Source organism: Actinobacillus lignieresii (assembly GCF_900444945.1).
GTDB classification, from domain to species: domain Bacteria; phylum Pseudomonadota; class Gammaproteobacteria; order Enterobacterales; family Pasteurellaceae; genus Actinobacillus; species Actinobacillus lignieresii.
This window is the reverse complement of the sequence record NZ_UFRM01000001.1, coordinates 2,037,031-2,061,024: the sequence shown is the minus strand read 5'-3', so window position 1 is coordinate 2,061,024 and position 23,994 is coordinate 2,037,031. Positions and strand designations below refer to the sequence as shown.

At 42.3% G+C, this 23,994-nt stretch carries 25 protein-coding genes; 12 read left to right on the top strand and 13 right to left on the bottom strand.

Annotated features, from left to right (window positions below; genetic code table 11):
* Positions 1 to 40 precede the first annotated feature (40 nt).
* Positions 41 to 751: a DUF5358 family protein gene (locus DY200_RS09775; RefSeq protein WP_115587829.1), complete on the bottom strand. Its 711-nt coding sequence runs from the start codon at positions 749 to 751 to the stop codon at positions 41 to 43.
* A gap of 207 nt (positions 752 to 958) precedes the next feature.
* Here DY200_RS09775 and DY200_RS09770 point away from each other — a divergent pair, with 207 nt between their 5' ends.
* The 5 genes from DY200_RS09770 to ftsN all read left to right on the top strand — a co-directional run bounded on the left by DY200_RS09770 (position 959) and on the right by ftsN (position 4,960).
* The gene (locus DY200_RS09770) at positions 959 to 1,309 is read left to right on the top strand and encodes an ArsC family reductase (RefSeq protein ID WP_005619049.1); all 351 of its coding nucleotides are present in this window, start codon (positions 959 to 961) and stop codon (positions 1,307 to 1,309) included.
* A 22-nt stretch (positions 1,310 to 1,331) separates the two neighbouring features.
* Positions 1,332 to 2,465 (top strand): succinyl-diaminopimelate desuccinylase, encoded by a 1,134-nt coding sequence (gene dapE / locus DY200_RS09765; protein ID WP_115587828.1) that lies wholly within the window; start codon positions 1,332 to 1,334, stop codon positions 2,463 to 2,465.
* Between the two features lie 18 nt (positions 2,466 to 2,483).
* Positions 2,484 to 3,152: a M15 family metallopeptidase gene (locus DY200_RS09760; RefSeq protein ID WP_115587827.1), complete on the top strand. Its 669-nt coding sequence runs from the start codon at positions 2,484 to 2,486 to the stop codon at positions 3,150 to 3,152.
* Positions 3,153 to 3,169: 17 nt separating this feature from the next.
* Complete coding sequence (locus tag DY200_RS09755; RefSeq protein WP_115587826.1) at positions 3,170 to 3,925, top strand: class I SAM-dependent methyltransferase; 756 nt, start codon at positions 3,170 to 3,172, stop codon at positions 3,923 to 3,925.
* A gap of 111 nt (positions 3,926 to 4,036) precedes the next feature.
* Complete coding sequence (gene ftsN / locus DY200_RS09750; RefSeq protein ID WP_115587825.1) at positions 4,037 to 4,960, top strand: cell division protein FtsN; 924 nt, start codon at positions 4,037 to 4,039, stop codon at positions 4,958 to 4,960.
* Positions 4,961 to 5,031: 71 nt separating this feature from the next.
* On the opposite strand, the gene dsbA is transcribed toward ftsN, so the two are convergent.
* Both dsbA and DY200_RS09740 read right to left on the bottom strand, forming a co-directional pair.
* Positions 5,032 to 5,670 (bottom strand): thiol:disulfide interchange protein DsbA, encoded by a 639-nt coding sequence (dsbA, locus tag DY200_RS09745; protein WP_115587824.1) that lies wholly within the window; start codon positions 5,668 to 5,670, stop codon positions 5,032 to 5,034.
* 42 nt (positions 5,671 to 5,712) lie between these two features.
* Complete coding sequence (locus tag DY200_RS09740) at positions 5,713 to 5,982, bottom strand: YihD family protein (RefSeq protein ID WP_115587823.1); 270 nt, start codon at positions 5,980 to 5,982, stop codon at positions 5,713 to 5,715.
* An 85-nt stretch (positions 5,983 to 6,067) separates the two neighbouring features.
* On the opposite strand from DY200_RS09740, the gene mobA reads away from it, so the two are divergent.
* The gene (gene mobA, locus DY200_RS09735; RefSeq protein WP_115587822.1) at positions 6,068 to 7,159 is read left to right on the top strand and encodes a molybdenum cofactor guanylyltransferase MobA; all 1,092 of its coding nucleotides are present in this window, start codon (positions 6,068 to 6,070) and stop codon (positions 7,157 to 7,159) included.
* A gap of 42 nt (positions 7,160 to 7,201) precedes the next feature.
* Here mobA and accC read toward each other — a convergent pair whose 3' ends face one another.
* The 6 genes from accC to DY200_RS09705 all read right to left on the bottom strand — a co-directional run bounded on the left by accC (position 7,202) and on the right by DY200_RS09705 (position 12,577).
* Positions 7,202 to 8,545, bottom strand: a complete 1,344-nt coding sequence (accC, locus tag DY200_RS09730; protein WP_115587821.1) for an acetyl-CoA carboxylase biotin carboxylase subunit — start codon at positions 8,543 to 8,545, stop codon at positions 7,202 to 7,204.
* Positions 8,546 to 8,700: 155 nt separating this feature from the next.
* Positions 8,701 to 9,165, bottom strand: coding sequence for an acetyl-CoA carboxylase biotin carboxyl carrier protein (gene accB / locus DY200_RS09725; RefSeq protein WP_115587820.1), 465 nt, complete (start codon positions 9,163 to 9,165; stop codon positions 8,701 to 8,703).
* A gap of 171 nt (positions 9,166 to 9,336) precedes the next feature.
* The gene (locus tag DY200_RS09720) at positions 9,337 to 10,125 is read right to left on the bottom strand and encodes a glycosyltransferase family 32 protein (RefSeq protein WP_115587819.1); all 789 of its coding nucleotides are present in this window, start codon (positions 10,123 to 10,125) and stop codon (positions 9,337 to 9,339) included.
* Complete coding sequence (gene aroQ, locus DY200_RS09715) at positions 10,118 to 10,582, bottom strand: type II 3-dehydroquinate dehydratase (RefSeq protein WP_115587818.1); 465 nt, start codon at positions 10,580 to 10,582, stop codon at positions 10,118 to 10,120. The genes DY200_RS09720 and aroQ overlap by 8 nt, the downstream gene beginning before the upstream one ends.
* A 64-nt stretch (positions 10,583 to 10,646) precedes the next feature.
* Positions 10,647 to 11,471 (bottom strand): 2,3,4,5-tetrahydropyridine-2,6-dicarboxylate N-succinyltransferase, encoded by an 825-nt coding sequence (gene dapD / locus DY200_RS09710; protein ID WP_005599515.1) that lies wholly within the window; start codon positions 11,469 to 11,471, stop codon positions 10,647 to 10,649.
* 203 nt (positions 11,472 to 11,674) lie between these two features.
* Complete coding sequence (locus DY200_RS09705) at positions 11,675 to 12,577, bottom strand: LysR family transcriptional regulator (RefSeq protein WP_115587817.1); 903 nt, start codon at positions 12,575 to 12,577, stop codon at positions 11,675 to 11,677.
* A gap of 116 nt (positions 12,578 to 12,693) precedes the next feature.
* Between DY200_RS09705 and DY200_RS09700 the strand changes: the two genes are divergently transcribed.
* The gene (locus tag DY200_RS09700) at positions 12,694 to 13,878 is read left to right on the top strand and encodes an iron-containing alcohol dehydrogenase (RefSeq protein ID WP_115587816.1); all 1,185 of its coding nucleotides are present in this window, start codon (positions 12,694 to 12,696) and stop codon (positions 13,876 to 13,878) included.
* A gap of 440 nt (positions 13,879 to 14,318) precedes the next feature.
* Here DY200_RS09700 and DY200_RS09695 read toward each other — a convergent pair whose 3' ends face one another.
* The 4 genes from DY200_RS09695 to DY200_RS09680 form a co-directional block, all read right to left on the bottom strand.
* A complete protein-coding gene (locus DY200_RS09695; protein WP_115587815.1) occupies positions 14,319 to 14,633 on the bottom strand; it encodes a heavy-metal-associated domain-containing protein in 315 nt (104 codons plus the stop codon).
* A complete protein-coding gene (locus DY200_RS09690; RefSeq protein ID WP_115587814.1) occupies positions 14,630 to 14,983 on the bottom strand; it encodes a mercuric transporter MerT family protein in 354 nt (117 codons plus the stop codon). Before DY200_RS09690 ends, DY200_RS09695 begins: the two co-directional genes overlap by 4 nt.
* Positions 14,955 to 16,055 carry a transglutaminase-like domain-containing protein gene (locus DY200_RS09685; protein ID WP_115587813.1) on the bottom strand — a complete coding sequence of 367 codons (1,101 nt, stop codon included), beginning with the start codon at positions 16,053 to 16,055 and terminating at the stop codon, positions 14,955 to 14,957. The genes DY200_RS09690 and DY200_RS09685 overlap by 29 nt, the downstream gene beginning before the upstream one ends.
* A gap of 176 nt (positions 16,056 to 16,231) precedes the next feature.
* A complete protein-coding gene (locus DY200_RS09680; RefSeq protein ID WP_115587812.1) occupies positions 16,232 to 17,473 on the bottom strand; it encodes a paraquat-inducible protein A in 1,242 nt (413 codons plus the stop codon).
* Positions 17,474 to 17,708: 235 nt separating this feature from the next.
* On the opposite strand from DY200_RS09680, the gene ilvC reads away from it, so the two are divergent.
* The 5 genes from ilvC (at position 17,709) to lldD (ending at position 23,961) form a co-directional block, all read left to right on the top strand.
* Entirely contained in the window at positions 17,709 to 19,190 is a 1,482-nt protein-coding gene (gene ilvC, locus DY200_RS09675) for a ketol-acid reductoisomerase (RefSeq protein WP_115587811.1), read from the top strand.
* Positions 19,191 to 19,578: 388 nt separating this feature from the next.
* Positions 19,579 to 20,673, top strand: a complete 1,095-nt coding sequence (ompA, locus tag DY200_RS09670) for a porin OmpA (protein ID WP_115587810.1) — start codon at positions 19,579 to 19,581, stop codon at positions 20,671 to 20,673.
* 156 nt (positions 20,674 to 20,829) lie between these two features.
* A complete protein-coding gene (murB, locus tag DY200_RS09665; protein ID WP_115587809.1) occupies positions 20,830 to 21,858 on the top strand; it encodes a UDP-N-acetylmuramate dehydrogenase in 1,029 nt (342 codons plus the stop codon).
* Positions 21,859 to 21,866: 8 nt separating this feature from the next.
* Complete coding sequence (locus DY200_RS09660; RefSeq protein WP_115587808.1) at positions 21,867 to 22,631, top strand: biotin--[acetyl-CoA-carboxylase] ligase; 765 nt, start codon at positions 21,867 to 21,869, stop codon at positions 22,629 to 22,631.
* A gap of 184 nt (positions 22,632 to 22,815) precedes the next feature.
* Complete coding sequence (lldD, locus tag DY200_RS09655) at positions 22,816 to 23,961, top strand: FMN-dependent L-lactate dehydrogenase LldD (RefSeq protein ID WP_115587807.1); 1,146 nt, start codon at positions 22,816 to 22,818, stop codon at positions 23,959 to 23,961.
* Positions 23,962 to 23,994: the final 33 nt, after the last annotated feature.

Here is a 23,994-nt window from a genome sequence, read left to right as displayed (position 1 = left end):
AGATGTGAGTTAATATTCACATCTCTTTTTTGTTGCGTATTTAGTAAGAATATACTTCGTTTTTTACCGGATCCCAATTGACTTTAATGCGACCGTTCGGTGCTTTCGGTTCTTGATAGGAATTATCTTCCGCCGTATTCGCCCTGCCTTGGGAAGAGGCTTTCATACTGGAAGTATCTTGCACCCTTTCATTAATACCGCCGATATACGGTATGTCTTTTTCTTCCGCCTCTTTTCTCGCTACTTTCTGTGATTTTTTATTTACCGTCTTTTTAGCTTGTTTAGATTTCCCTGTGGCTTTCTTTGCGGCGGACTTTGCCGTTTTCGTTGCCTTATTAAATTTTTGGTAATCCGCTCTCAGCTCGTTACACCATTTCTTCTCAATTTTTACACTTTTAGAATGACCTAACTTCGCCAGTCTTTCCGCTAAATATTGCTGAGATGCAGGGTCTTGCATCAGCGTTTGATAATCGTCTTCGCCAATAATCTGACTAAGGGTTCTATTGTAAGCCGCCATTTGATAAACAAAACGATTAGACTCCGACAATTTGGAATTTTTAGCGGATCCTTTTCTAGGGAATAAGCACTGCTCCACTTTATTTTTTTCAATGATCCACTTATTCATATCCGCATCCGAGATTTTATACTCCGGCTCGGATAAGCCGGATACATTCGTATCCTTATGACTGCCGCAGGCCGCCAACATCAACGTTAAGGCTAATGTTATACTTTTAAAAGTAAGTTTTTTCATTTAAGTAATACCTAAAAAAATATTCCGTAAATTATACAAATAAACACGGCTATCGATTATAAATTTTTCTAATTAATAAACATTATTTGGCTAATAACCCACCGAATAATAGATTAGAGTATATAGTACTTTTATGAACAATGCTTGTTTCGATAGAAAAAAAACACTAAAGTAATCTTTTCTATTTATTAATCAAGGATACAATCTATGACAATCCGCGTATATGGTATTAAAAATTGCGATACCGTAAAAAAAGCACTTAAATGGCTTACAGATAACAATATATCTCACCAACTTCATGACTACCGAATAGACGGGCTATCCGTTGATTTCTTGCAGCATGCCGAAACCGCTTTCGGCTGGGAAAGTCTGGTTAATAAACGCTCGACTACGTGGCGTAATTTAGATGAAGCGGTTAAAAATAATCTGGATCGTGCAACGGCATTAAAAGTATTGCAAGACCAGCCGACCTTAATTAAACGTCCGATTATTTTACAAGACGGTATTGCGTTAATCGGCTTTGATGCCAAACAATACGAACAAGCATTCGGTAAATAACCTGATTTTGGAAAATAAATATATGAAACACAACATCATCAATCTTGCGCAGGATTTAATTCGCCGTCCGTCCATTAGCCCGGCTGATCAAGGTTGCCAACAAGTGATTGCAGAACGCTTGGCGCAATTAGGCTTTACACTCGAATGGTTGCCTTTCGGAGATACGCTGAATTTATGGGCGAAACACGGTAGCGGCAGTCCGGTAGTCGCATTTGCCGGACATACCGATGTGGTGCCGGTTGGCGATGAAACACAATGGACTTATCCGCCGTTTTCGGCAGAAATTGTTGAAGGAATGCTCTACGGGCGTGGTGCGGCGGATATGAAAGGTTCGCTTTCCGCATTGGTTGTGGCAGCGGAAGAGTTTGTTAAAGCAAACCCGAATCATACCGGCACGATTGCATTATTAATTACTTCCGATGAAGAGGCTGCGGCAAAAGACGGCACGGTAAAAGTGGTGGAAACACTGATGGCGAGAGACGAACCGATTCACTATTGCGTGGTGGGCGAACCTTCTAGCGGCAAAGTGTTAGGCGATGTGATTAAAAACGGCAGACGAGGTTCAATTACCGGTGAACTTTATATTGAAGGCGTACAAGGTCATGTCGCTTATCCGCATTTAGCCGAAAATCCGGTACATACTTCATTGAATTTCTTAACCGAATTAACCACTTATCAATGGGATAACGGCAATAAATTTTTCCCACCGACCAGTTTACAAATTGCTAATATTAAAGCGGGAACCGGTAGTAATAATGTCATTCCGGGTGAATTATACGTGCAATTTAACTTACGTTATTGCACCGAAGTGACCGATGAAATTATCAAAAACAAAGTGGCGGAAATGTTAGCTAAACATCAGTTAAAACACCGCATTAGTTGGAATTTATCCGGTAAACCGTTTTTATCCGGTAATGGCGAATTGGTTAAAGCGGCGGTACAAGCGGTCGAAAACGTCACAAAAATTACCCCTCGTTTAGATACGAGCGGAGGGACTTCAGACGGTCGCTTTATCGCATTAATGGGCGCGGAAGTGATTGAGTTCGGGCCGTTAAACGCAACTATTCATAAAGTGAATGAATGTGTCAGCGTGGAAGACCTTGGCAAATGCGGAGAGGTGTACTATCAAATCCTCAAACACTTACTCAAAAGTTAATGCCGAGGAAATATTAAAATGTTAGCAAACCTCGAACAAATCCTCACCGGCAAAACACGTGAACATCTTGTGCCGTTGCCGAATCCGTTATCGGATAAACACTTTTTGCAAGCTGAGACGGTTGATGCTTTTCTTGCATTGCAGCAGGCGGCAAAAGCAGCCGGTTTTAATTTACAGCCTGCCAGCACTTATCGTGATTTCGATCGCCAAATGCTAATTTGGAATGCAAAATTTAACGGTGAGCGTAAGGTACATGATGATAACGGCTGTGCGATTGATATGAGTAAATTGGACGATTTACAGAAAATTCAAGCGATGATGCGCTGGTCGGCAGTACCGGGTTCCAGTCGTCATCATTGGGGGACGGAAATTGATATTTTTGATCCCGATTTACTGCCGGAAGGGCAAAATTTACAGCTTGAGCCTTGGGAATATCAAACCGGCGGTTATTTTGCACCATTAGCCGAATGGCTTCATCATAATGCCGAACGCTTTGGTTTCTATTTTCCTTTTGACGGCATTCATAATGCGAAAGTCGGTTATGAGCCTTGGCACATCAGTTATCGTCCGATTTCCGCCGAATATGAAAAACTGTTCGATCACGAGGTTTTGCAAAAATCGTGGCAAAACGAACCGCTTGCCGGCAAAGCCTGCTTACTCGAACATTTTAACCGGCTATTTAGCTAATTTTTACAATTAACATAATGACAATTCAACTTATCAACGAATCTTCGAATACTGAGAAATTTCAGCAAATTTGTGACAAATGGCGACTGGTTCACGACCGATCCGCTATGCTTGCGCTAGTTTTAACCGACGAGCGTTTAGAACTACGTAAACTGGACGAACCGAAACTCGGTGCGATTGCCGTGAATTTTGTCGATGGCACCATGGCACACCGCCGTAAATTCGGTGGCGGTCGAGGCGAAGCGGTGGCAAAAGCGGTCGGAATTAAAGGCGATTATTTACCTACAGTTATCGATGCGACCGCAGGACTCGGCAGAGATGCTTTTGTATTGGCTTCTGTCGGCTGTAAAGTGTTATTAGTCGAACGCAACCCGATTGTAGCGGCGTTATTGGAAGACGGGTTGGCAAGAGCCTATGCCGATCCGGAAATCGGTGGCTTTATGCAAGAACGAATGATTTTAGCCGATGTGCGTAACATCTCGTTACTGGACGTAGCACATCAAGCCGCCGATGTAGTTTATCTCGACCCGATGTATCCGCATAAACAAAAGAGTGCGTTAGTAAAAAAAGAAATGCGAGTATTCCAACATTTAGTCGGTGCGGATTTGGATTCGGATAATTTCTTTGCACCGGCAAAAGTACTTGCTCGTAAAAGAGTGGTGGTAAAACGCCCGGATTACGCACCTTTTTTAGCGGAGCAAAAGCCCGATTTTTCACAAACGACAAAAAATCACCGCTTTGACGTTTATCTTTCTCATTTAAAATCTGCGTAAATTTTTAACAAAATCAGACCGCTTGTCCTATGAACTTCTAGGCAAATTGTTGTTTTTTTAGTAGGATTATTATCTTTCATTTTTTTAGATCTAACAAGATAAGGTGTTATCGTGCCACAACGTGATTATGCAGCCCGTTCCAACAAAAAAAAGGGTATCAATAAATCGCTTATTTTAGGGATTATTATCTTCTTACTTTTAGCCGGCGGAATCGGACTATGGGTGTTAAAAGAAAATGCGCCCGCACCGGCAATTCCGACTATCCAGCAAAACCAAGTTACGCCGCCTCAAGGTCCTGCATTACCAAGTCGTCCGGAAGAAGTTTACAGCTACATCCGTGACTTGGAAACCCGTGAAGTATTGACCGATAACAGTCAAAAATCACAAGAAAAATTGGCACAACTTTCCGCAGAGCAAAAACAGCAACTTGAAGCAAAACTCAAGCAGGAAGAAGCTGCACGTTTAGCGGCGGAAAAAGCGCAAACCGAAACGACTACGGCGGAAACGCAAACGGATGCGACGGTACCGGCGGAGCAACAACCCGCAGTGGTTGCCTTAACACCTGAAGAATTGGCCGCTAAAAAAGCCGCCGAGCAAAAAGCGGCAAAATTAGCGGAAGAAAAACGTAAACAAGCCGAATTGAAAAAACAGCAAGAACTTGCCAAACAAAATCAAGTTCCGGTTGAAACGGCAAAACCGGTAGAAACCGCTGCTAGTGCGGAACAACAAGCAAAATTAGCGGCTGAAAAAGCGAAAAAAGCGGAACAGGCTAAAATCGTTGCGAGCGCAGCGAAACCGTCGGATAAACCTGCCGCTCAAGCGGGCAGATTCGGTTTACAATGCGGCGCTTTCAAAAATAAAGCGCAAGCCGAAAATATGCAGGCTCGTTTAGCGATGGCCGGCTTTAATGCGCGCATCAGTTCAAGTGCCGATTGGAATCGTGTGTTTGTAGGGCCGGTAGGCGATAGAGCCGCCGCTTCTAACGCACAATCAAACGCACGCAGTGTGGCGGAATGTGTGATCATTTCGATGTAAAGCTACATTACGCATAATAAGCAAAAAGGCTCGAATCATAATGATCGAGCCTTTTCTTTAAGAGACTTAATTTACTTTTTAATTAAAAAAGTCACCGCTTCTACATAACGTTTAACAAATTCGTTGGTTGATGCGGAATCGGCAAAGCCTTCCAAATTGATTTGGTACTGTCCGTTTACGAAAAACGCCGGTACGCCGCGAATTTTAAAATCTTCCGCCAATTGCACTTGTTTATTGAATAAACCGTTTACCGCAAAACTGTTGATACCGTTATCAAAATCCGCCGCACTTACGCCGTTTGAGGTAAATACCGCTTTAATATCATCCATTGATTTCATCGCATCTTTTTGCGCCGCTTCAAACAGTGCGGTTTTTACTTTATCTTCCACACCTAACGCCATCGCCAACGCCCAAGCACGGGTTAAGTTCTCTGACTGACGACCTAAGAAATTCACGTGATATTGCACTAATTTCGCATCTTGCGGTAACGCTTGTTTAATTTGGCTAGGGATTTTGTAGGTTAATTCAAAATCGTAGCAATGCGGGCAGTAGAATGAGAAAAATTCTACCACTTCTTTTTGTGCCGACGGTGCTTGACGAACTTGAGTATATTCTTTACCCTCGACCGGATCCGCCGCTAAAGCGGTTGAATTTACTGCGAAAAATGCAGAAAGTGCGACTAAAACTGATTTTAATGCCATTTTTTTCATTATTGTTCCTCGAATAAAAATAAATGCGTCCGTTAGACTCAACTAATCGTTTAAAATTCCGCGGGCGCGTAACAATGCCGTTTTGAAATCTTCTTCATAATCTTTTTTAATGCCGGGAATCGGCTCGTGCTTATCCGCATTACGCATTTTTAACTGGTAAATTAATACCTCGTCACGTAATGCCGCATAGTTATCCGGCTCTCCGACTTCAATCGAAAGTTGTTGTAAAATATCGATCAGATGTAAATCCGGATTTTGACGCCAATGTTCGCCGAGTAACTCAAGTAATTCTTCTAAACGTTTGCATTTCATACTTTGCTTCCTTAAAAACCCTTGTTGAAAAGTGTTCGGAATCATATACTTTTAGTCACACTTTTGCAAAAAACTTGGACATAAAATGCTACAAACAGATCAAATTTCTGCAGTAATTTTAGCCGGTGGGCTTGCTCGCCGTATGAATGGGGCGGAAAAAGGCTTACAGCTCTTACAGGGCAAACCGCTGATTTCGCATATTATAGAGCGTCTTATCCCGCAGATCGCTCGGATTCATTTAAATATCAACCGTTCGCAGGCAGAATATCAAACATATTTCTCTCAACTGCCTTTTTATTGCGACAGTTTGAGCGATTTCCAAGGACCTTTGAGCGGAATGCTGTCCGGCTTTGAAAAGATTAACAGCGAATACCTGTTATTCGTCCCATGTGATACGCCGTTCTTACCAAAGAATTTAGTGAAAAAACTCTCGGTTGCATTAGCGATTAATCAAGCTCAAATTGCTTATGTGCATGACGGTGAGCGAGCGCATCCTACCACTGCCTTGATTCATCGTTCGGTAGCTGAATCGCTTCGTCACTATCTGGCAAGCGGTGAGCGTCGTCTATTCCAATTTTTTCAAACGCAAAAAAGTGTTGCGGTAGATTTCTCCGAGCAAAAAGCTGCTTTTCAAAATATGAATACCTTTGCCGATTTGGAAAATTTTAGTTTAACAGCTACCAACACGCCAAAATTATTGGGCATTACCGGTTATAGCGGCACCGGCAAAACTACCTTATTGGAAAAATTAATTCCAAAATTGACCGCTTGTCAGATTAGAGTCGGATTGATTAAACATTCGCACCACAATGTCGAAGTGGATAAACCGGGTAAAGACAGCCATCGCTTACGTATAGCCGGAGCAAATCCGACTATGATTGTCTGTGAAGAACGTTGGGCATTAATGACCGAAACACCGACACAAGCGGTCGATTTTCAGCAATTAATTGCAAAATTTGATCCGACAGCCGTGGATTTAATTTTAGTGGAAGGTTTTAAACACGAGCCGATCGCCAAGATTCAGTTGCATCGTCAAGCGATTGAAAAACCGTTGCCGGAGCTAGATCAATGGACAATTGCGACAGCGACCGATTATCCGCTCGCACGAGAGAATCACCTAGATATTAATGATATTGATCAGATTGCCGATTTTATTCAGCAATGGTTGAAAAGCTAAAAGAAAGCGGTAAGATTTGTAGTAAATCTTACCGCTTGTTGCTTATTTAAGACCGAGCTTTTTCTCGAGGTAGTGGATATTTGTGCCACCTTTACGGAAGTTTTCGTCTTCCATAATCAGATTGTGTAATGGAATATTGGTTTTGATACCTTCCACAATCGTTTCTGATAAGGCATTTTGCATACGACGGATTGCAATATCACGATCTTCTGCAAAGGTAATCAGTTTACCGATCATCGAATCGTAATGCGGTGGTACGGTATAGCCGTTATAAATATGAGAATCCCAACGCACGCCTAAACCGCCCGGCACGTGTAAACGTGTGATTTTACCCGGAGAAGGTAAGAAGGTGTTCGGATCTTCCGCATTGATACGGCATTCCATCGCATGGCCTTTCACTTTAATGTCTTCTTGTTTGATTGAAATCGGAAGACCTGCCGCCACACGTAATTGCTCTTTTACTAAGTCCACGCCGGTAATCATTTCTGTGACCGGATGTTCTACTTGTAAACGGGTATTCATTTCAATGAAATAGAATTCGCCGTTTTCGAATAAGAATTCGAATGTACCCGCACCACGATAGCCGATTTCACGACACGCATTTGCACAACGCTCACCGATGAATTTACGTAATTCAGGGGTAATACCCGGTGCCGGTGCTTCTTCTACCACTTTTTGGTGACGGCGCTGCATCGAACAGTCACGTTCCGCTAAATAAACCGCATTACCGTGTGTATCCGCTAATACTTGGATTTCAATATGGCGTGGATTTTCTAAATATTTTTCCATATACACCATATCATTATTAAATGCCGCTTTCGCTTCCGCTTTGGTCATTGCGATAGATTCTTCGAGATCTTTCTCGTTATATACCACTCGCATACCGCGACCGCCGCCGCCGCCGGACGCCTTAATAATAACCGGATAACCGATACGTTTTGCAATTTCTTTGTTTTTAGCCGGATCGTTGCCTACCGGACCATCAGAACCCGGTACGCAAGGTACGCCCGCTTTTTTCATTGCATTGATTGCCGATACTTTATCACCCATTAAACGAATCACATCAGCAGTCGGGCCGATAAAGGTAAAGCCTGAGTTTTCTACTTGTTCGGCAAAATCCGCATTTTCAGATAAGAAACCGTAACCAGGGTGGATTGCATCTGCGTTAGTCACTTCCGCAGCGGCAATGATCATTGGAATATTTAAGTAACTTTTTACTGAAGGAGCTGGGCCGATACAAATCGTTTCGTCCGCTAAAAGCACGTGTTTTAATTCACGGTCAGCCGTTGAGTGAACCGCAACCGTTTTGATACCAAGCTCTTTACATGCACGTAAAATACGTAATGCGATTTCGCCGCGGTTTGCAATGACAACTTTTTCTAACATTGGAGTTTTCCCCTTTTGTCAAGGAAAGAACGGAACACTCGGAAGAAGCCGGAAGCGGTTAATTTTGCCAATTTTTTTACAAAATTTGTAAAAAAACAGACCGCTTGTACAACTTATAAAATTCCGTGTATTCCGTTATTTCCGTGCTGAATAAATTATTCGATGATGATAAGTTTTTGGTCGAATTCAACCGCTTCGCCGTCGTTTACTAAAATCGCTTTAACCACACCGGCTTTGTCCGATTCGATACGGTTCATCATTTTCATTGCTTCAACGATACATAACGCATCACCGATATTTACCGTTTGACCTACTTCGATAAACGGTTTTGCATCCGGGCTTGGGCTACGGTAGAAGGTACCTACCATTGGTGAAAGCACTGCGTGACCGCTTACTTCCGCCGGTGCCGCTGCAACCGGAGCTGCTTGTGCAACAGGTGCCGCCGTAGGTGCGGGCGCAACCGCCGCCGCTTGCGGTGCCGCAACGTATTGTACCGCCGCCGATGCAGCCGGTTGAGCACGGCTAATACGTACTGTACCTTCTTCTTCAGACACTTCTAATTCAGTGATGCCTGATTCTTCAACTAATTCGATAAGTTTTTTGATTTTGCGAATATCCATAGTGAGATTCCGTTTTTATAGTCAATTAAAAAGAGAAACTCTGCACAATACTGTGCAGAGTAAAAATCTTGTGTAGATTACCTGAATTTCGCCAATTTTGCGAATAAAATCTCGTAAAATTGGCGATATTCACGCAATTTTATAACTCATCGTAGCAGTTACAAAGCGAACTTATTTTAATAAATCTTCGTTCTTTTTGTAGTTCCATTTACTACGAGGTTTGTCAATATACTGAAAATACTCGTTGGTGAAAGTACCTTGTGCGCAAGTCACTTTGTCTCGGCGAGTATTGACTTGTTTGCTACCAATTGCGGCATTCAGTGTATCCGGCCCCGTCATCACAAACACCCCGCCTTCGATACGGCGATTTTCGATATTGCTGATAATAATCTCAAGCGTATCTTTTAAGATAGGATGACCTTTCTCGCAAGCTAAAAAGAAATTGGTATATTTGTCACGACGTTTAATTAAGACTTCCTGATCATTTTCCCGAATAATTTGTGAGATTGGGAAGACCAAATGCCCGTCAATATCAATATAGATTCCGCCTTCTTGCAATAATGTAAACACACGCCAAAAATCTGCTTGCGCCGCACCGTCGGTTAGCTTGCTATAAGCATTAAATGTGCGTTCATCAGCATTCGCCTTAATATAAGCCTCACGATCTTCAGTACTGACATAGCGATAATCGTAACTTAGCGACATTAAGCGGTTAAACAGATAATTCGCATATACCGGTAACGTTACTTTGTTTGAATAATTGGTTTGCCAAATGGTTTTCGTGATTCGGGTAGTTTGCTTCGACTTAATTTTTGCCGGACTATATTCCGGAATGGTAAAACGAAGTTTAGGCAAAACGGCATGAAACGGGTAGCTTAATACTTTAACAATATTGCCGAATAAGCGTTCTAAACCATTACAGACGACAATCAGCGATTCATATTTCACCGGATTAGCCATTCATCATTTCTCCTAATTGTATTTTTTGTAATTCTGAAATTGCGAAGTCGAGCGCATAATCATAACCTTTTGCACCTAAACCGCAAATTACGCCTTTTGCTATATCGCTTAGATAAGAATGGTGGCGGAAAGGTTCACGGGCGTGTACATTCGAAAGATGGATTTCAACGAACGGAATGGATACCGACAACAACGCATCACGAATTGCCACGCTGGTATGGGTAAATGCACCGGGGTTGATGATAATAAAATCGGTATTTTGAAATGCTTGATGAATACGATTAATCAGCGACTCTTCTCCGTTTGCTTGAAAATAATCTAATTCGTAACCTTGTGCCTGTGCCGATTGTTGTAAGTGTTGTTCAATATCTGAGAGGGTCTGCGAGCCGTAAATATGCGGTTCGCGTTTGCCTAACATATTCAAATTAGGGCCGTTTAGGAGAAGGATTTTTTTCATATTGATTCCTTACAAGCGGTAAAAAAATCCCCCTCTTTTGCAAGGAGGGGGCGGAAGGATTTAATTACTCTTCGATAGTACGAAGTAATTCGTTAATGCCCACTTTACCTAAAGTTTTCGCATCAACCTTTTTCACGATAACTGCGCAATATAAGCTGTATTTACCGCATTTTGACGGAAGGCTACCGGATACCACCACAGAGCCAGCCGGTACGCGACCGTAGTGGATTTCGCCAGTTTCACGGTCATAAATACGAGTTGATTGACCGATAAATACGCCCATTGAAATGACACAACCGTCTTCTACAATTACGCCTTCAACCACTTCCGAACGTGCGCCTATAAAGCAGTTGTCGCCGATAATCGTCGGGTTTGCTTGTAACGGCTCTAATACGCCGCCGATACCTACGCCGCCTGATAAGTGAACGTTTTTACCGATTTGTGCGCATGAACCTACGGTTGCCCAAGTGTCCACCATTGTGCCTTCGCCTACGTATGCACCGATGTTTACATAAGACGGCATTAATACGCAGTTTTTAGAAATATATGCGCCTTTACGTACGGTTGCAGACGGCACTACACGGAAACCTTCTTGTGCAAAACGTTCTTCGGTGTAATCGGCAAATTTTAATGCAACTTTGTCATAGTATTTGGTTTCCGCACCGTCAATGATTTGGTTGTCATTGATACGGAATGAAAGTAAAACCGCTTTTTTTAACCATTGATGAGTAACCCACTCACCGTCAATTTTTTCCGCTACACGATATTTACCGCTATCTAAACCTTCGATAACTTCTTCGATTGCTGCACGCGTTTCCGCATCAACTGTTTTTGGTGTGATTTCAGCACGACGCTCAAATGCCGCTTCGATAATTGCTTGTAAAGACATTGTTGTGTTCCTTTAATGTAAATGGAAATTATGAGAGAAAATCGACTTCAATTTTTAACATAAATAGCCGTTTTTTGCTACTAGAAAAAAGGCAATCGGTCGAATCGGCAAAACTTTTTGCAAAATTCTATGTAAATCCGACCGCTTGAATACCCCTTAATCTTAGTAAATGCGAACTAAGGCGCACTATATTGAAAGTTCGTCTAATCCGCCTTTCCGTAATGCTTTTGCAAAATCTCACTCAATAGGTTGAATACGTGTAGCACGCGTATCGGAGTGTTTTCTTGCTGCGATCGGTAGATAAACATTTTCCAATCCGGAATCGCTAACTCGGGAAATAAAATCGTTAATCTTCCCGCTTTGGTATGCGGTGCATAATGATACTCGGGCAACATACCGACCGCCAACCCTTGCAACACCACCGCTAAATTACTGTAACTTTCCGAACTGATAAAATACGGATCTTTTACCATAAAACTTTGCTTCGGCGTATTAAACCAATGCCACGCTTTACCGGTCTGCGGATTGATCTCTACGCATAACGGGAAACGAGTTTGCAGATCATTTAGATCTTGCGGTTGCCCTAATTTAGCCAATAACTTAGGACTTGCCACGATCCGTTCTTTGATAGTAGTAATCTCTCGAGTAATCAGATGCGCCTCCATTTGCATACTGATGCGCACGCCAATATCAATTTGCTTTGTCACGCTGTTATACAAAGCGGTATCCGGTCGCCAGTCAATATGCAATTGCGGGTAATCTGCTAGTGCTTCCAATAACTCAACTAAAATCAGATCGTTATTCGGTAAACGTGGTAAGGTAATCCGCACAGTACCGCGCATAGATTCTTTAAAGTCGGTTTGGAATAACGTTTCGGTCGCTTTCAGCCAAGTTTGTGCGTCCGCCAAAAACGCTTTACCAAAATCGGTTAGGGAAATATTGCGGGTATTACGCTTAAATAACGGTTCGCCTAATTGTTGCTCCAAATCGGCAATCATACGCGTCACGACTTGCGGTGAAATCGCCAAACGGTTTGCCGCTTCACGAAAATGCAATGTTTCCGCCGCAATACAGAAGTAACGCACCGCTTCCACTTTATCGAGCATACTCTCCCCACTTTATTCCTTAAACAGGAATTCTTTATTCGTAATTTATTCATTGTATAGGAATAAATCACTTTTTAGAATGTGCCAAATCAATGATTCGATAAGGAGAAACGAATATGCAAAATTTTAATTACTTTACCCCGACCAAAATCGTATTCGGCAAAGACACCGAACAACAGGTTGGAGAATTGATTAAAGCGCAACATTGCAACAAAGTATTGATCCACTACGGTAACCAAAGTGCGAAAAAATCCGGTTTATTGGATCGCATTAAAGCATCATTAGATAACGCAAGTATTGCTTATGTAGAATTGGGCGGTGTAGTACCGAATCCGTTATTGTCTTTGGTTTATCAAGGCATTGAATTATGTAAACAAGAACAAGTCGATTTTATTCTTGCTGTCGGTGGCGGTAGTGTAATTGATTCCGCCAAAGCGATCGCTTACGGTGTGGCGGAAGAAGGCGATGTTTGGGATCTTTTTGATAATAAACGTCAAGCAACCGCTTGTTTACCAATTGCAACCGTTTTAACCATTTCAGCCGCCGGTAGTGAAATGAGTGACGGTTCGGTGATTACTAAAGACGAGGGCGGTATCAAACGCGGTTATAGTAATGATTTGTCTCGTCCGAAATTCTCAATTTTAAATCCCGAATTAACCGTCACCTTACCGGACTATCAAACCGCAAGCGGTAACGCAGATATTTTAATGCACACGATGGAGCGTTATTTCACACCGAACGCTACAATGGAAATTACCGATACGATTGCCGAGAGTATTTTAAAAACCGTGATGAAAAATGCGCAAATCTTAGTAAAAGATCCGAAAAATTACCAAGCCAGAGCGGAAATTATGTGGTGCGGAAGCCTATCTCACAACGGTTTGACCGGCTGCGGCGGCGGTAACGGCGATTGGGCGACGCATATGCTGGAACACGAATTAAGCGGTATGTTTGATGTAACCCACGGTGCCGGTTTAGCCGCAATGTGGGGACATTGGGCAAGATACGTATATCGTGATATCCTGCCTCGTTTTGAACGTTTTGCGATTCATGCCATGGGTGTAACGCCGGCAAAAACGGCAGAACAAACCGCCTTAAAAGGCATCGAAGCAATGGAAAATTTCTTCCGCAGCATTAATATGCCGACCAACTTAACCGAATTAGGCGTTAAGGTCAGTACGGAACAAATTACCGAAATGGCACAAAAATGCAGTATCGCCTCAAAAGGCAGTATCGGTGCGGCTAAAACCTTATATGAAGCGGATATGATCGCAATTTACACCGCAGCGAAAGAGGCATAATAAGTATATTCCGTGGTAAAAATGCACTACGGAATATACCGACAACGCGAAATTAATCTTATCGCAAAAAAACCAGAGCCACAGGCTGATCCTAACCATGTACGGCTCGTGCGTGGTAAACAAAAATTCCTAACTGGTTAATTTTTAAAAGAAATCCCCCTCTTTAGCAAAGAGGGGTTAGGGGAGATTTGACAGTTGATAGGCATAAAAACCTAATAAGACTTTTTAACTGATTACCCCCTCTCCCTGATTTTTCTTCTAAACAAAGAAAAATCTGTCCCTCTCCCACGAGGGGCGAGGGTGTCCGTACATTCATCGAAAATAAACCACATCGCAGAAACCCTCAGAGCCACAGCGTGGCTCACTCAGCCGTAGGCTGATCCTAACCACGTACGGCTTGCCGTGCGTGGTAAAAAATCCGTACGCTCTGCGGTAAAAATCTAAATCTGCTCAGCGGTGTAACCAAGTTTTTCAATCGCTTTAATCATCTGCTCTACCGCTACATTTTCGTTAGCAATGATTTTAACTTTACGCTCTTTCATATTCGCTTTGGTCGAAATCACACCGTCAATTGCTCGCAATTCTTTATTAGCCAAATAGACACATAATTGGCAGGTCATTTCTTTAACGTAGAAATTCACTTCTTTTTGTGCCTGCTGTTCGGTTGTCACATTATTGGTCGATGCAGCTTCATTGGCATAAACAAGCGGTGTAATTCCGATAGAAAAAAGCAAAGTAAACAGTAATTTTTTCATTCTAATAACCAAGGCAAAATAAAAGGATAGCTCAGGAAAAACAGAATAATCACAAAGGCAATCCAATACAAAATAATCAAAGTACGGCGAGAACAATATTTAGTACAAATAATTTTCTTGGAAAATATCAGTAACCAAAAGCCGTAACCGAACGTCCCAAGCGAAACAAACAGAAGCGGAAGCTGTAAATACTCATATTCGCTTAACCCGACCAACCACGGCGAAGAAATACCAAACACCAGATAAACCAGCGGTGCGATACAGCATAACGTTGAACTTACCGCCGCAACCAGTGCAGCGGTAAGCGAGGCAAAAAAGCGATTATTTGAGTTCTTTTGAGATAAGCTCATAACCAAACTCTTTTGCATCAAATGAATTGAGCGGATCGCCGCCAATTTCTGCATACGGATAACCGAAATTATTAATCGGTGTTAGTTCCGGTTGTGGATATAAGTCAAAATCACGTGCATGGTTAAAACCCATCCAGTTCGCTTCCCAGTTACCGAATAAGTATTTTGAAACGGCTTGCGTATCGGCGTCATTGACTGCTTTTTTCTCAGCTAAACGCATTTTCGCCACGTCCGCCGAATCGACCGGTACCCAACCGAAGCCGGCTAAATAAAATTCGGCACGACAGTGCTGCCCGCTATTTTCATTCGCAATCCCGTCTTTTGAACTACCGAAGGCAGTTTTAGAGAATTTTGACATTTTCGGTGCATCACCTAAACGGATACCGAAAATTTCACGCGCCGGAATATCGGAAGCACGGGCTAAAGCAACAAATACCGAGTTAATATCGGTACATTTGCCTTTTAACACGCCGGTAGTGAGCATTTTTTCTACATTACCGTCACCACAGCCCAATACGGAATTATCACGCTCCATATTTTCCACAATCCATTTATGAATCAGCTCAGCTTTTTTCAGCGGGTTGGTTTCTTTGCCGACAATTTTGTCCGCATATTGCTTCACAATGCCGTCAGTTTTAATGTGAGTAGTCGGTTTGAGATACTCTTGTACATCCACCGAATAAATGATTTTTTCCGGCGGCTGATAACCGTTTAAAGCCCCTGTCGCCATCGGTTCACGGTCTTTGGTTTGCACCACTAATTTCACTTTTAACAAACGTTTTTGCGCTTTTTCATCCCAATTGGCGAACAATGTTTTCGCACCGTATTGGTTATTTTCGGTGATATAGGCTTTGTTGTAGTTACCCTCAAATTCAATTGATTTAACATCTTGATAATCGTTACTGAACGGTAGAGGCACCCATAAATTGGTTTCGCCTTTTGAACCTTGCGGCACAACGAGATCGTAATTTTGATTAAATTCGTAGGTATGAGTGGTGGTGTTATGGTTTGGAACTTGGTTGGCGAATGCAGCCGAGCTTGCCAGCAATGTGGCTAATAGCAGTTTTTTCATGATGGGTCCTTAAATAAACAAACTTGTTATATTTCATTCGGAATGAATGAGACTTACGCATCATAGACTAAAAACTATCAATAAGAAATAGGTCGATAGAAATTTTCTACAAAAACAATAAGCGGTCAAAATTTCATTAAAATTTGCAAAAATTTAACAAAATTCGACCGCTTGTTTTAGCCTTTTTTCTCATTGGAATAATGGATTCGCCACAACATTCGAGCATCCAAATTACTTGAGGCAATCATCGTCAAAAATACCGCCGCCCCGAAGAAAAATGCCGCATCACCGACCGAAAAACTAAGGATTTGTCCTCGTTCAAGCAGTGACATCATCAATGCCAAGACAAATAAATCCAGCATTGACCAACGTCCGACAAAATGCACGTAATGTAGCGCTTTCATCTGCCAATGAATCGGGTGTTTCCACTTGTAATGAATCGCTAACAATAAATATAAAATTATCGTCACTTTACTGAACGGTACGGCGATACTTGCAATAAAGACGATGGCGGCAACCGTGTAACTGCCTAAACTGATAAAGGTTAGTACGCCTGAAAAAAGCGTATCGGCGGAAACCGAACCGGCTAATCCTGTGGCGGAAATCGGTAAAAGATTCGCCGGAACCATCATCACCACACCGGCTAATAAACACGCCCACACACGCTGTAATTTCACGCTATCAGGAATCGCTAAATTACTTTCACAACGAGGGCAACGCTGGCGACCTTTTAAATCGACGATTTGTTCGTCGAATGTATATTCGCAGGTCGGACACAAACTGACGTTACCTTGGTGACCGCCTAATAAAGTATGGTACTCCGGATAAAAATCTTCCCACATTCTTTTCGGATTAATTTTAATAAACAGTAATGTCGTTAAAATCGTCACAATCACAAATGCGCTTAAATGTATGCTAAAGCTGAGATCGGCATAATCCCGTATTTTAAACGCCGCCACTGCCAACGCGACCAAATAGACGTCCAACATCACCCATTCTTGGATCTTAGTTAGAAAAATCAACGTATAACGCGGTCGTTGCGCCAATAAACGTTGTAACCGAATGGAAAGTACCAATAATGCAAAAGCAATCGGAAACACGACCGAACAAAGTAATACCATAAAGGCAGTATAAGAATATCCTTCGGTCGCCATTTTCCACACGCCGCCCCATACGGTGGCATGAATCGGTACACCAAGTAAATCGATACTCATTAACGGAAAAGTCAGCGCAAACGGCAACAAAATTAAAATAGCAATCGCAATAATCGAACAGCGACCTAAGCTCCAACTGTTTGCCGGACGTAAAACATCGTGGCAATTCGGGCAAACCGCCGTTTGAAACGGAATATTCGCCGGTATTTTCACTACCGTTTCGCATTCCGGACAACGTTGCAAAGTAATCTGATTTATTCTCATCTATTTATCCTATACCTTTATTACGGCGATATTCTAACATTCATCTTACAAGCGGTCATTTTTTGTCAAAAATTAGCAACCCATATTGCAAATAATGCAATATTAAATCCCGATAATATCAATTTACGCAATATAAAAACGGCGTATAATCGATTGCATAACAACATAACAATGTGTAAACACAACATCATAAAACAACACACTCAACATCATACAATAAATAAGGAAGCACAAAATGGCTAACTATTTCAACACATTAAACTTACGTCAAAAATTAGACCAACTTGGTCGTTGCCGTTTTATGGATCGTAGCGAGTTTGCAGACGGCTGCAATTTCTTAAAAGGCAAGAAAATCGTTATCGTAGGTTGTGGTGCGCAAGGTTTAAACCAAGGTTTAAATATGCGTGATTCTGGTTTAGACATTAGCTATGCGTTACGTGCGGAAGCCATTGCTGAAAAACGTGCGTCATTTACTCGTGCAACCGAAAACGGTTTCAAAGTCGGCACATACCAAGAATTAATTCCAACCGCCGACTTAGTGATCAACTTAACGCCGGATAAACAACACTCTAAAGTAGTTGCAGATGTTGTTCCATTAATGAAACAAGGTTCTGCATTCGGTTACTCGCACGGTTTCAACATTGTTGAAGAAGGCGAGCAAATTCGTAAAGATATTACGGTTGTGATGACCGCACCAAAATGTCCGGGTACGGAAGTGCGTGAAGAATATAAACGTGGTTTCGGTGTGCCGACACTTATCGCTGTTCACCCTGAAAATGACCCGAAAGGTGAAGGTATGGCAATCGCAAAAGCGTGGGCATCCGCAACCGGTGGTGACCGTGCAGGCGTATTGGAATCTTCATTCGTAGCAGAAGTTAAATCTGACTTAATGGGTGAGCAAACCATCCTTTGCGGTATGTTACAAGCGGGTTCAATCGTATGTTACAACAAATTAGTGGCAGACGGTAAAGATCCGGCATACGCAAGTAAATTAATCCAATATGGTTGGGAAACGATTACCGAAGCGTTAAAACAAGGCGGTATCACCTTAATGATGGATCGCTTATCAAACGCTGCAAAAATCCGTGCTTTTGAATTAAGTGAAGAAATCAAAGTTCAATTGAACGACCTTTACTTAAAACACATGGACGACATCATCAGCGGTGAATTCTCATCAACCATGATGGCGGACTGGGCGAACGGTGATAAAAACTTATTAACGTGGCGTGAAGAAACCGGTAAAACCGCATTCGAAAACTCACCGAAAGCGGACGGCATCAAAATTTCCGAACAAGAATACTTTGATAACGGCGTAGTTATGGTTGCAATGGTGAAAGCGGGTGTAGAAATGGCATTCGATGCAATGGTTGCAAGCGGTATCTACGAAGAATCGGCATACTATGAGTCATTACACGAATTACCGTTAATCGCAAATACCATCGCTCGTAAACGTTTATATGAAATGAACGTGGTAATTTCAGATACGGCGGAATACGGCAACTACTTATTCTCTCACGTTGCAACGCCTATTCTTGCAGAGAAATTAATCCCGATGTTACAAAAAGGCGACTTAGGCGAACCGACTCCGGCTGCTGAAATCGACAACGTTTACTTACGTGATATCAACGATGCAATCCGTAACCATCCGGTTGAATTAATCGGTCAAGAGTTACGCGGTTATATGACGGATATGAAGCGTATTTCATCACAAGGTTAATTAAAAATTAATCAAAAGCCTACTTCGCAAGAAGCGGGCTTTTTGTTATTCAAGCCGCTTACCGCTATCAATGGTAAGTGATATGCATAATAGCTTATAAATTATAAGTTGTTTTAAGCAAATATATCTCTATCGGTAAGTAAAAATTAATTGTAGATCATTAAAAAACGGATAAAAAAAATCTATTTTTTGAGTGAATTACGCATAAAAAATGATCTAAATTATAGGTTTAGTTGTATTTTTCAATTTTTATTTGGTAGAATACAACTGTAATAAAAGCTTAATTATTTTGAGATACACATAAAATAATTTACGGCTTTATTCATTATCCCTTTTAGGTTAGGGATTTGTCTTTAATAGATGACGATAAATTTAGAGGATCATCAAAATGAAAAAATCATTAGTTGCTTTAACAGTATTATCGGCTGCAGCGGTAGCTCAAGCAGCGCCACAACAAAATACTTTCTACGCAGGTGCGAAAGCAGGTTGGGCGTCATTCCATGATGGTATCGAACAATTAGATTCAGCTAAAAACACAGATCGCGGTACAAAATACGGTATCAACCGTAATTCAGTAACTTACGGCGTATTCGGCGGTTACCAAATTTTAAACCAAGACAAATTAGGTTTAGCGGCTGAATTAGGTTATGACTATTTCGGTCGTGTGCGCGGTTCTGAAAAACCAAACGGTAAAGCGGACAAGAAAACTTTCCGTCACGCTGCACACGGTGCGACAATCGCATTAAAACCTAGCTACGAAGTATTACCTGACTTAGACGTTTACGGTAAAGTAGGTATCGCATTAGTAAACAATACATATAAAACATTCAATGCAGCACAAGAGAAAGTGAAAACTCGTCGTTTCCAAAGTTCTTTAATTTTAGGTGCGGGTGTTGAGTACGCAATTCTTCCTGAATTAGCGGCACGTGTGGAATACCAATGGTTAAACAACGCAGGTAAAGCAAGCTACTCTACTTTAAATCGTATGGGTGCAACTGACTACCGTCCGGATATCAGTTCCGTATCTGCAGGTTTAAGCTACCGTTTCGGTCAAGGTGCGGCACCGGTTGCAGCTCCGGCAGTTGAAACTAAAAACTTCGCATTCAGCTCTGACGTATTATTCGCATTCGGTAAATCAAACTTAAAACCGGCTGCGGCAACAGCATTAGATGCAATGCAAACCGAAATCAATAACGCAGGTTTAGCAAACGCTGCGATCCAAGTAAACGGCTACACAGACCGTATCGGTAAAGAAGCTTCAAACTTAAAACTTTCACAACGTCGTGCGGAAACAGTAGCTAACTACATCGTTTCTAAAGGTACTCCGGCAGCTAACGTAACTGCAGTAGGTTACGGTGAAGCGAACCCGGTAACCGGCGCAACATGTGACAAAGTTAAAGGTCGTAAAGCGTTAATCGCTTGCTTAGCACCGGATCGTCGTGTTGAAGTTCAAGTACAAGGCTCAAAAGAAGTAACTATGTAATTTAGTTAATTTCTTAAAGTTAAATTGAATGACCCTCTTACTTCATGAAGTAAGAGGGTTATTTTTTATACGCTGCTAATCAGCTCTACTCTTTTTGTGTTTATATTTGTGTTTGTGATAAACTTCCTAATAACTTTTATTCACTGATACACGAAAATGAAACACAGTTTAACTCCCTTCCATACCTTTCATTTGCCGGCAAATGCAAGCAAAATCGTTGAGTTCAGCAATGCCGAACAATTACTTAACGAATGGCAAACCGCCGTAAACAATCATCAGCCGGTACTGATTTTAGGGCAAGGCTCAAATGTGATTTTCTTAGATGATTTTGACGGTTGCGTATTCATCAACAAATTAAAAGGTATCGAACATCACGAAGATGAACAATTCCACTATTTGCACGTGCAAGGCGGTGAAAATTGGCATGAGCTGGTGAAATGGACGCTAGCAAACAATATTGCAGGTCTTGAGAATCTCGCGCTCATTCCAGGGGTTGCCGGTTCTGCGCCGATTCAAAATATCGGTGCTTACGGGGTGGAATTTGAACGTGTGTGTGATTTTGTCGAAGTGCTGAATTTACGCACCGGCGACATTTTCCGTTTAACCAAACAAGAGTGCCAATTCGGTTATCGTGAAAGTGTGTTTAAACACCAGTACAAAGATGAATTTGCGATTCTGTCGGTCGGCATCAAATTGGCAAAAGTATGGCAGCCGGTATTAAATTACGGCTCATTAACTCAATTTGATCCGCAACGTGTAACGCCTCAACAAGTGTTTGACGAAGTGTGTGCGGTACGTTCGGCAAAATTACCGAATCCGGACGAGTTTGGTAATGCCGGTAGTTTCTTCAAGAACCCAGTGATTGAGGCTGCAAAATTTGCGCAAATTCAGACCGCTTACCCGAATATTCCAAACTATCCGCAAGCAGACGGCACAGTAAAATTGGCGGCTGGTTGGTTGATTGATCAATGCGAATTGAAAGGCTTTCAATTAGGCGGTGCGGCGGTACATGAAAAACAAGCGTTGGTATTGATTAATAAGCAAGCAGCAGCTGGTTCAGATGTAGTGGCATTAGCGAAAGAAGTACGCCACCGTGTACGTGAAAAATTCGGAGTTGAGCTGCATCCGGAAGTGCGTTTTATGGGCAAAAATGGCGAAGTGAATAGCGAAGAAGTCACGAGATAACCAAAGTAATGAGCAAATTAAACCAATCTCAGATCCAAACGGCGTTATTATGCGGGCAAGCGTTGGTGTTTGATGAAATTGATTCGACCAACGAATATTTGCTTAAACACTATCAAACCTTGCCACAAGGTTCGGTATGTTTGGCGGAGCAACAAACCGCCGGCAGGGGCAGACGTGGGCGCACTTGGTATTCTCCGCAAAGTGAAAATGTCTATTTTTCAATTTTATGGCATTACCCGACTGAAGACGCTGCGCATATTTCTTCGCTGAGCTTGGTAATTTCGTTGATTATTGCCGAAAGTTTGCAAGCGCAACAGGTGGAAAATATCCAAATCAAATGGCCGAACGATATTTATTATTGCGGCAAAAAAATGGGTGGGATTTTAATTGAAACCAAAGCGGATCGCAGCGGAATCCATTTAGTGATCGGCATCGGTTTAAATTTGGGCATGACCAAAGTAGATGAAAAGATCGTGACCCAAGCGTGGTCCGATTTATCCGACTATCAATTTGATCGCAATGCGTTGGTTTGTCGTCTCGCGTATGAATTGCAAAAAAATCTCAAAATTTACCCGCTTGTCGGCTTTGAACATTATGCAGAGCGTTGGCAAACGTTTGATATTTTTCGTGATCAGCCGGTAAAACTGGTGATGGAAGGTAACGAAATTCACGGTATCTCGCGTGGTATAAGCCAACGGGGCGAATTACTGCTCGAGCAAAACGGCGTGATAACACTATTCGGAATCGGCGAGATGTCTTTAAGAGCGGAATAACGTTTTATAGGTCTTATCCAGCTCTCTTATTTGCAAAAAATAAAGAGAGCTTTTTCATTTCTGTGATCTACTCCACATTTTCACAAAAAATTTACATCTAATTATATCCTTATTAACAATTTTAAATTACAATTCTAAATGAAAATTATTTTTATTTTAATTAAAATTATATAAGGAAGTATCTATGATTATTTCATCAGCCAATGACTATCGTGAAGCCGCACGTCGTCGTGTTCCTCCGTTTATGTTTCATTATGCGGACGGCGGATCATTCTCTGAACGCACGTTAGAACGTAACGTAACTGATCTTGCCGATCTGGCATTACGTCAGCGCGTATTAAAAGATATGTCACAGCTTGATACCGAAATCGAATTATTCGGGGAAAAACTGGCGATGCCGGCGGTATTAGCACCGGTGGGCGCTTGCGGTATGTATGCTCGCCGTGGCGAAGTGCAGGCGGCGCAGGCGGCGGAAAATAAAGGCATTCCGTTCACGCTTTCCACGGTATCAATTTGCCCGATTGAAGAAGTGACCGCTGCAATTAAACGCCCGATGTGGTTCCAGCTTTATGTGCTAAAAGACCGCGGTTTTATGAAACACGTGTTAGAACGTGCCAAAGCGGCAGGTTGTTCAACCTTAGTGTTTACCGTGGATATGCCGACACCAGGCGCACGTTATCGTGATCGCCATTCGGGCATGAGCGGTGATTACAAAGAAATTCGCCGTGCATTACAAGCGGTAACTCACCCGTTCTGGACGTGGGATGTCGGTATTAAAGGTAAACCGCATACGCTTGGTAACGTTTCGGCTTATACCGGTAAAGCGGTGGGTTTAGATGATTACGTGGTGTGGTTAGGCGAAAACTTCGACCCGTCAATTTCGTGGAAAGATTTGGAATGGATTCGTGATTTCTGGGACGGCCCGATGGTAATCAAGGGCATTTTAGATCCGGAAGATGCGAAAGATGCGGTACGTTTCGGCGCAGACGGTATTGTGGTTTCAAATCACGGCGGTCGCCAACTAGACGGTGCATTATCCAGCGCAAGAGCTTTACCTTCGATTGCCGATGCGGTGAAAGGCGATATTAAAATTCTTGCCGACTCGGGCATTCGTAACGGCTTAGATATTGTACGTATGCTCGCATTAGGCGCGGACGCTACTATGCTCGGACGTGCGTTTGTGTACGCTCTCGGCGCAGCGGGCAAAGCCGGCGTGGAAAATATGTTAGATATTTTCAAGAAAGAAATGCACGTTGCAATGACCCTTACCAGCAACCAAAAAATCAGCGACATCACCCGTGATGCACTGGTTGATTTAAGCAAGCTGTAATATCATTCTCAATATAAGAAAGCGGTTGAATTT

Bases quoted from the DNA above. Each gene is read 5' to 3' on its own strand.
- DY200_RS09775 (WP_115587829.1), bottom strand. From the start codon at position 751: ATGAAAAAACTTACTTTTAAAAGTATAACATTAGCCTTAACGTTGATG.
- DY200_RS09770 (WP_005619049.1), top strand. From the start codon at position 959: ATGACAATCCGCGTATATGGTATTAAAAATTGCGATACCGTAAAAAAA.
- dapE (WP_115587828.1), top strand. From the start codon at position 1,332: ATGAAACACAACATCATCAATCTTGCGCAGGATTTAATTCGCCGTCCG.
- DY200_RS09760 (WP_115587827.1), top strand. From the start codon at position 2,484: ATGTTAGCAAACCTCGAACAAATCCTCACCGGCAAAACACGTGAACAT.
- DY200_RS09755 (WP_115587826.1), top strand. From the start codon at position 3,170: ATGACAATTCAACTTATCAACGAATCTTCGAATACTGAGAAATTTCAG.
- dsbA (WP_115587824.1), bottom strand. From the start codon at position 5,670: ATGAAAAAAATGGCATTAAAATCAGTTTTAGTCGCACTTTCTGCATTT.
- DY200_RS09740 (WP_115587823.1), bottom strand. From the start codon at position 5,982: ATGAAATGCAAACGTTTAGAAGAATTACTTGAGTTACTCGGCGAACAT.
- mobA (WP_115587822.1), top strand. From the start codon at position 6,068: ATGCTACAAACAGATCAAATTTCTGCAGTAATTTTAGCCGGTGGGCTT.
- accC (WP_115587821.1), bottom strand. From the start codon at position 8,545: ATGTTAGAAAAAGTTGTCATTGCAAACCGCGGCGAAATCGCATTACGT.
- accB (WP_115587820.1), bottom strand. From the start codon at position 9,165: ATGGATATTCGCAAAATCAAAAAACTTATCGAATTAGTTGAAGAATCA.
- DY200_RS09720 (WP_115587819.1), bottom strand. From the start codon at position 10,125: ATGGCTAATCCGGTGAAATATGAATCGCTGATTGTCGTCTGTAATGGT.
- aroQ (WP_115587818.1), bottom strand. From the start codon at position 10,582: ATGAAAAAAATCCTTCTCCTAAACGGCCCTAATTTGAATATGTTAGGC.
- dapD (WP_005599515.1), bottom strand. From the start codon at position 11,471: ATGTCTTTACAAGCAATTATCGAAGCGGCATTTGAGCGTCGTGCTGAA.
- DY200_RS09705 (WP_115587817.1), bottom strand. From the start codon at position 12,577: ATGCTCGATAAAGTGGAAGCGGTGCGTTACTTCTGTATTGCGGCGGAA.
- DY200_RS09700 (WP_115587816.1), top strand. From the start codon at position 12,694: ATGCAAAATTTTAATTACTTTACCCCGACCAAAATCGTATTCGGCAAA.
- DY200_RS09695 (WP_115587815.1), bottom strand. From the start codon at position 14,633: ATGAAAAAATTACTGTTTACTTTGCTTTTTTCTATCGGAATTACACCG.
- DY200_RS09690 (WP_115587814.1), bottom strand. From the start codon at position 14,983: ATGAGCTTATCTCAAAAGAACTCAAATAATCGCTTTTTTGCCTCGCTT.
- DY200_RS09685 (WP_115587813.1), bottom strand. From the start codon at position 16,055: ATGAAAAAACTGCTATTAGCCACATTGCTGGCAAGCTCGGCTGCATTC.
- DY200_RS09680 (WP_115587812.1), bottom strand. From the start codon at position 17,473: ATGAGAATAAATCAGATTACTTTGCAACGTTGTCCGGAATGCGAAACG.
- ilvC (WP_115587811.1), top strand. From the start codon at position 17,709: ATGGCTAACTATTTCAACACATTAAACTTACGTCAAAAATTAGACCAA.
- ompA (WP_115587810.1), top strand. From the start codon at position 19,579: ATGAAAAAATCATTAGTTGCTTTAACAGTATTATCGGCTGCAGCGGTA.
- murB (WP_115587809.1), top strand. From the start codon at position 20,830: ATGAAACACAGTTTAACTCCCTTCCATACCTTTCATTTGCCGGCAAAT.
- DY200_RS09660 (WP_115587808.1), top strand. From the start codon at position 21,867: ATGAGCAAATTAAACCAATCTCAGATCCAAACGGCGTTATTATGCGGG.
- lldD (WP_115587807.1), top strand. From the start codon at position 22,816: ATGATTATTTCATCAGCCAATGACTATCGTGAAGCCGCACGTCGTCGT.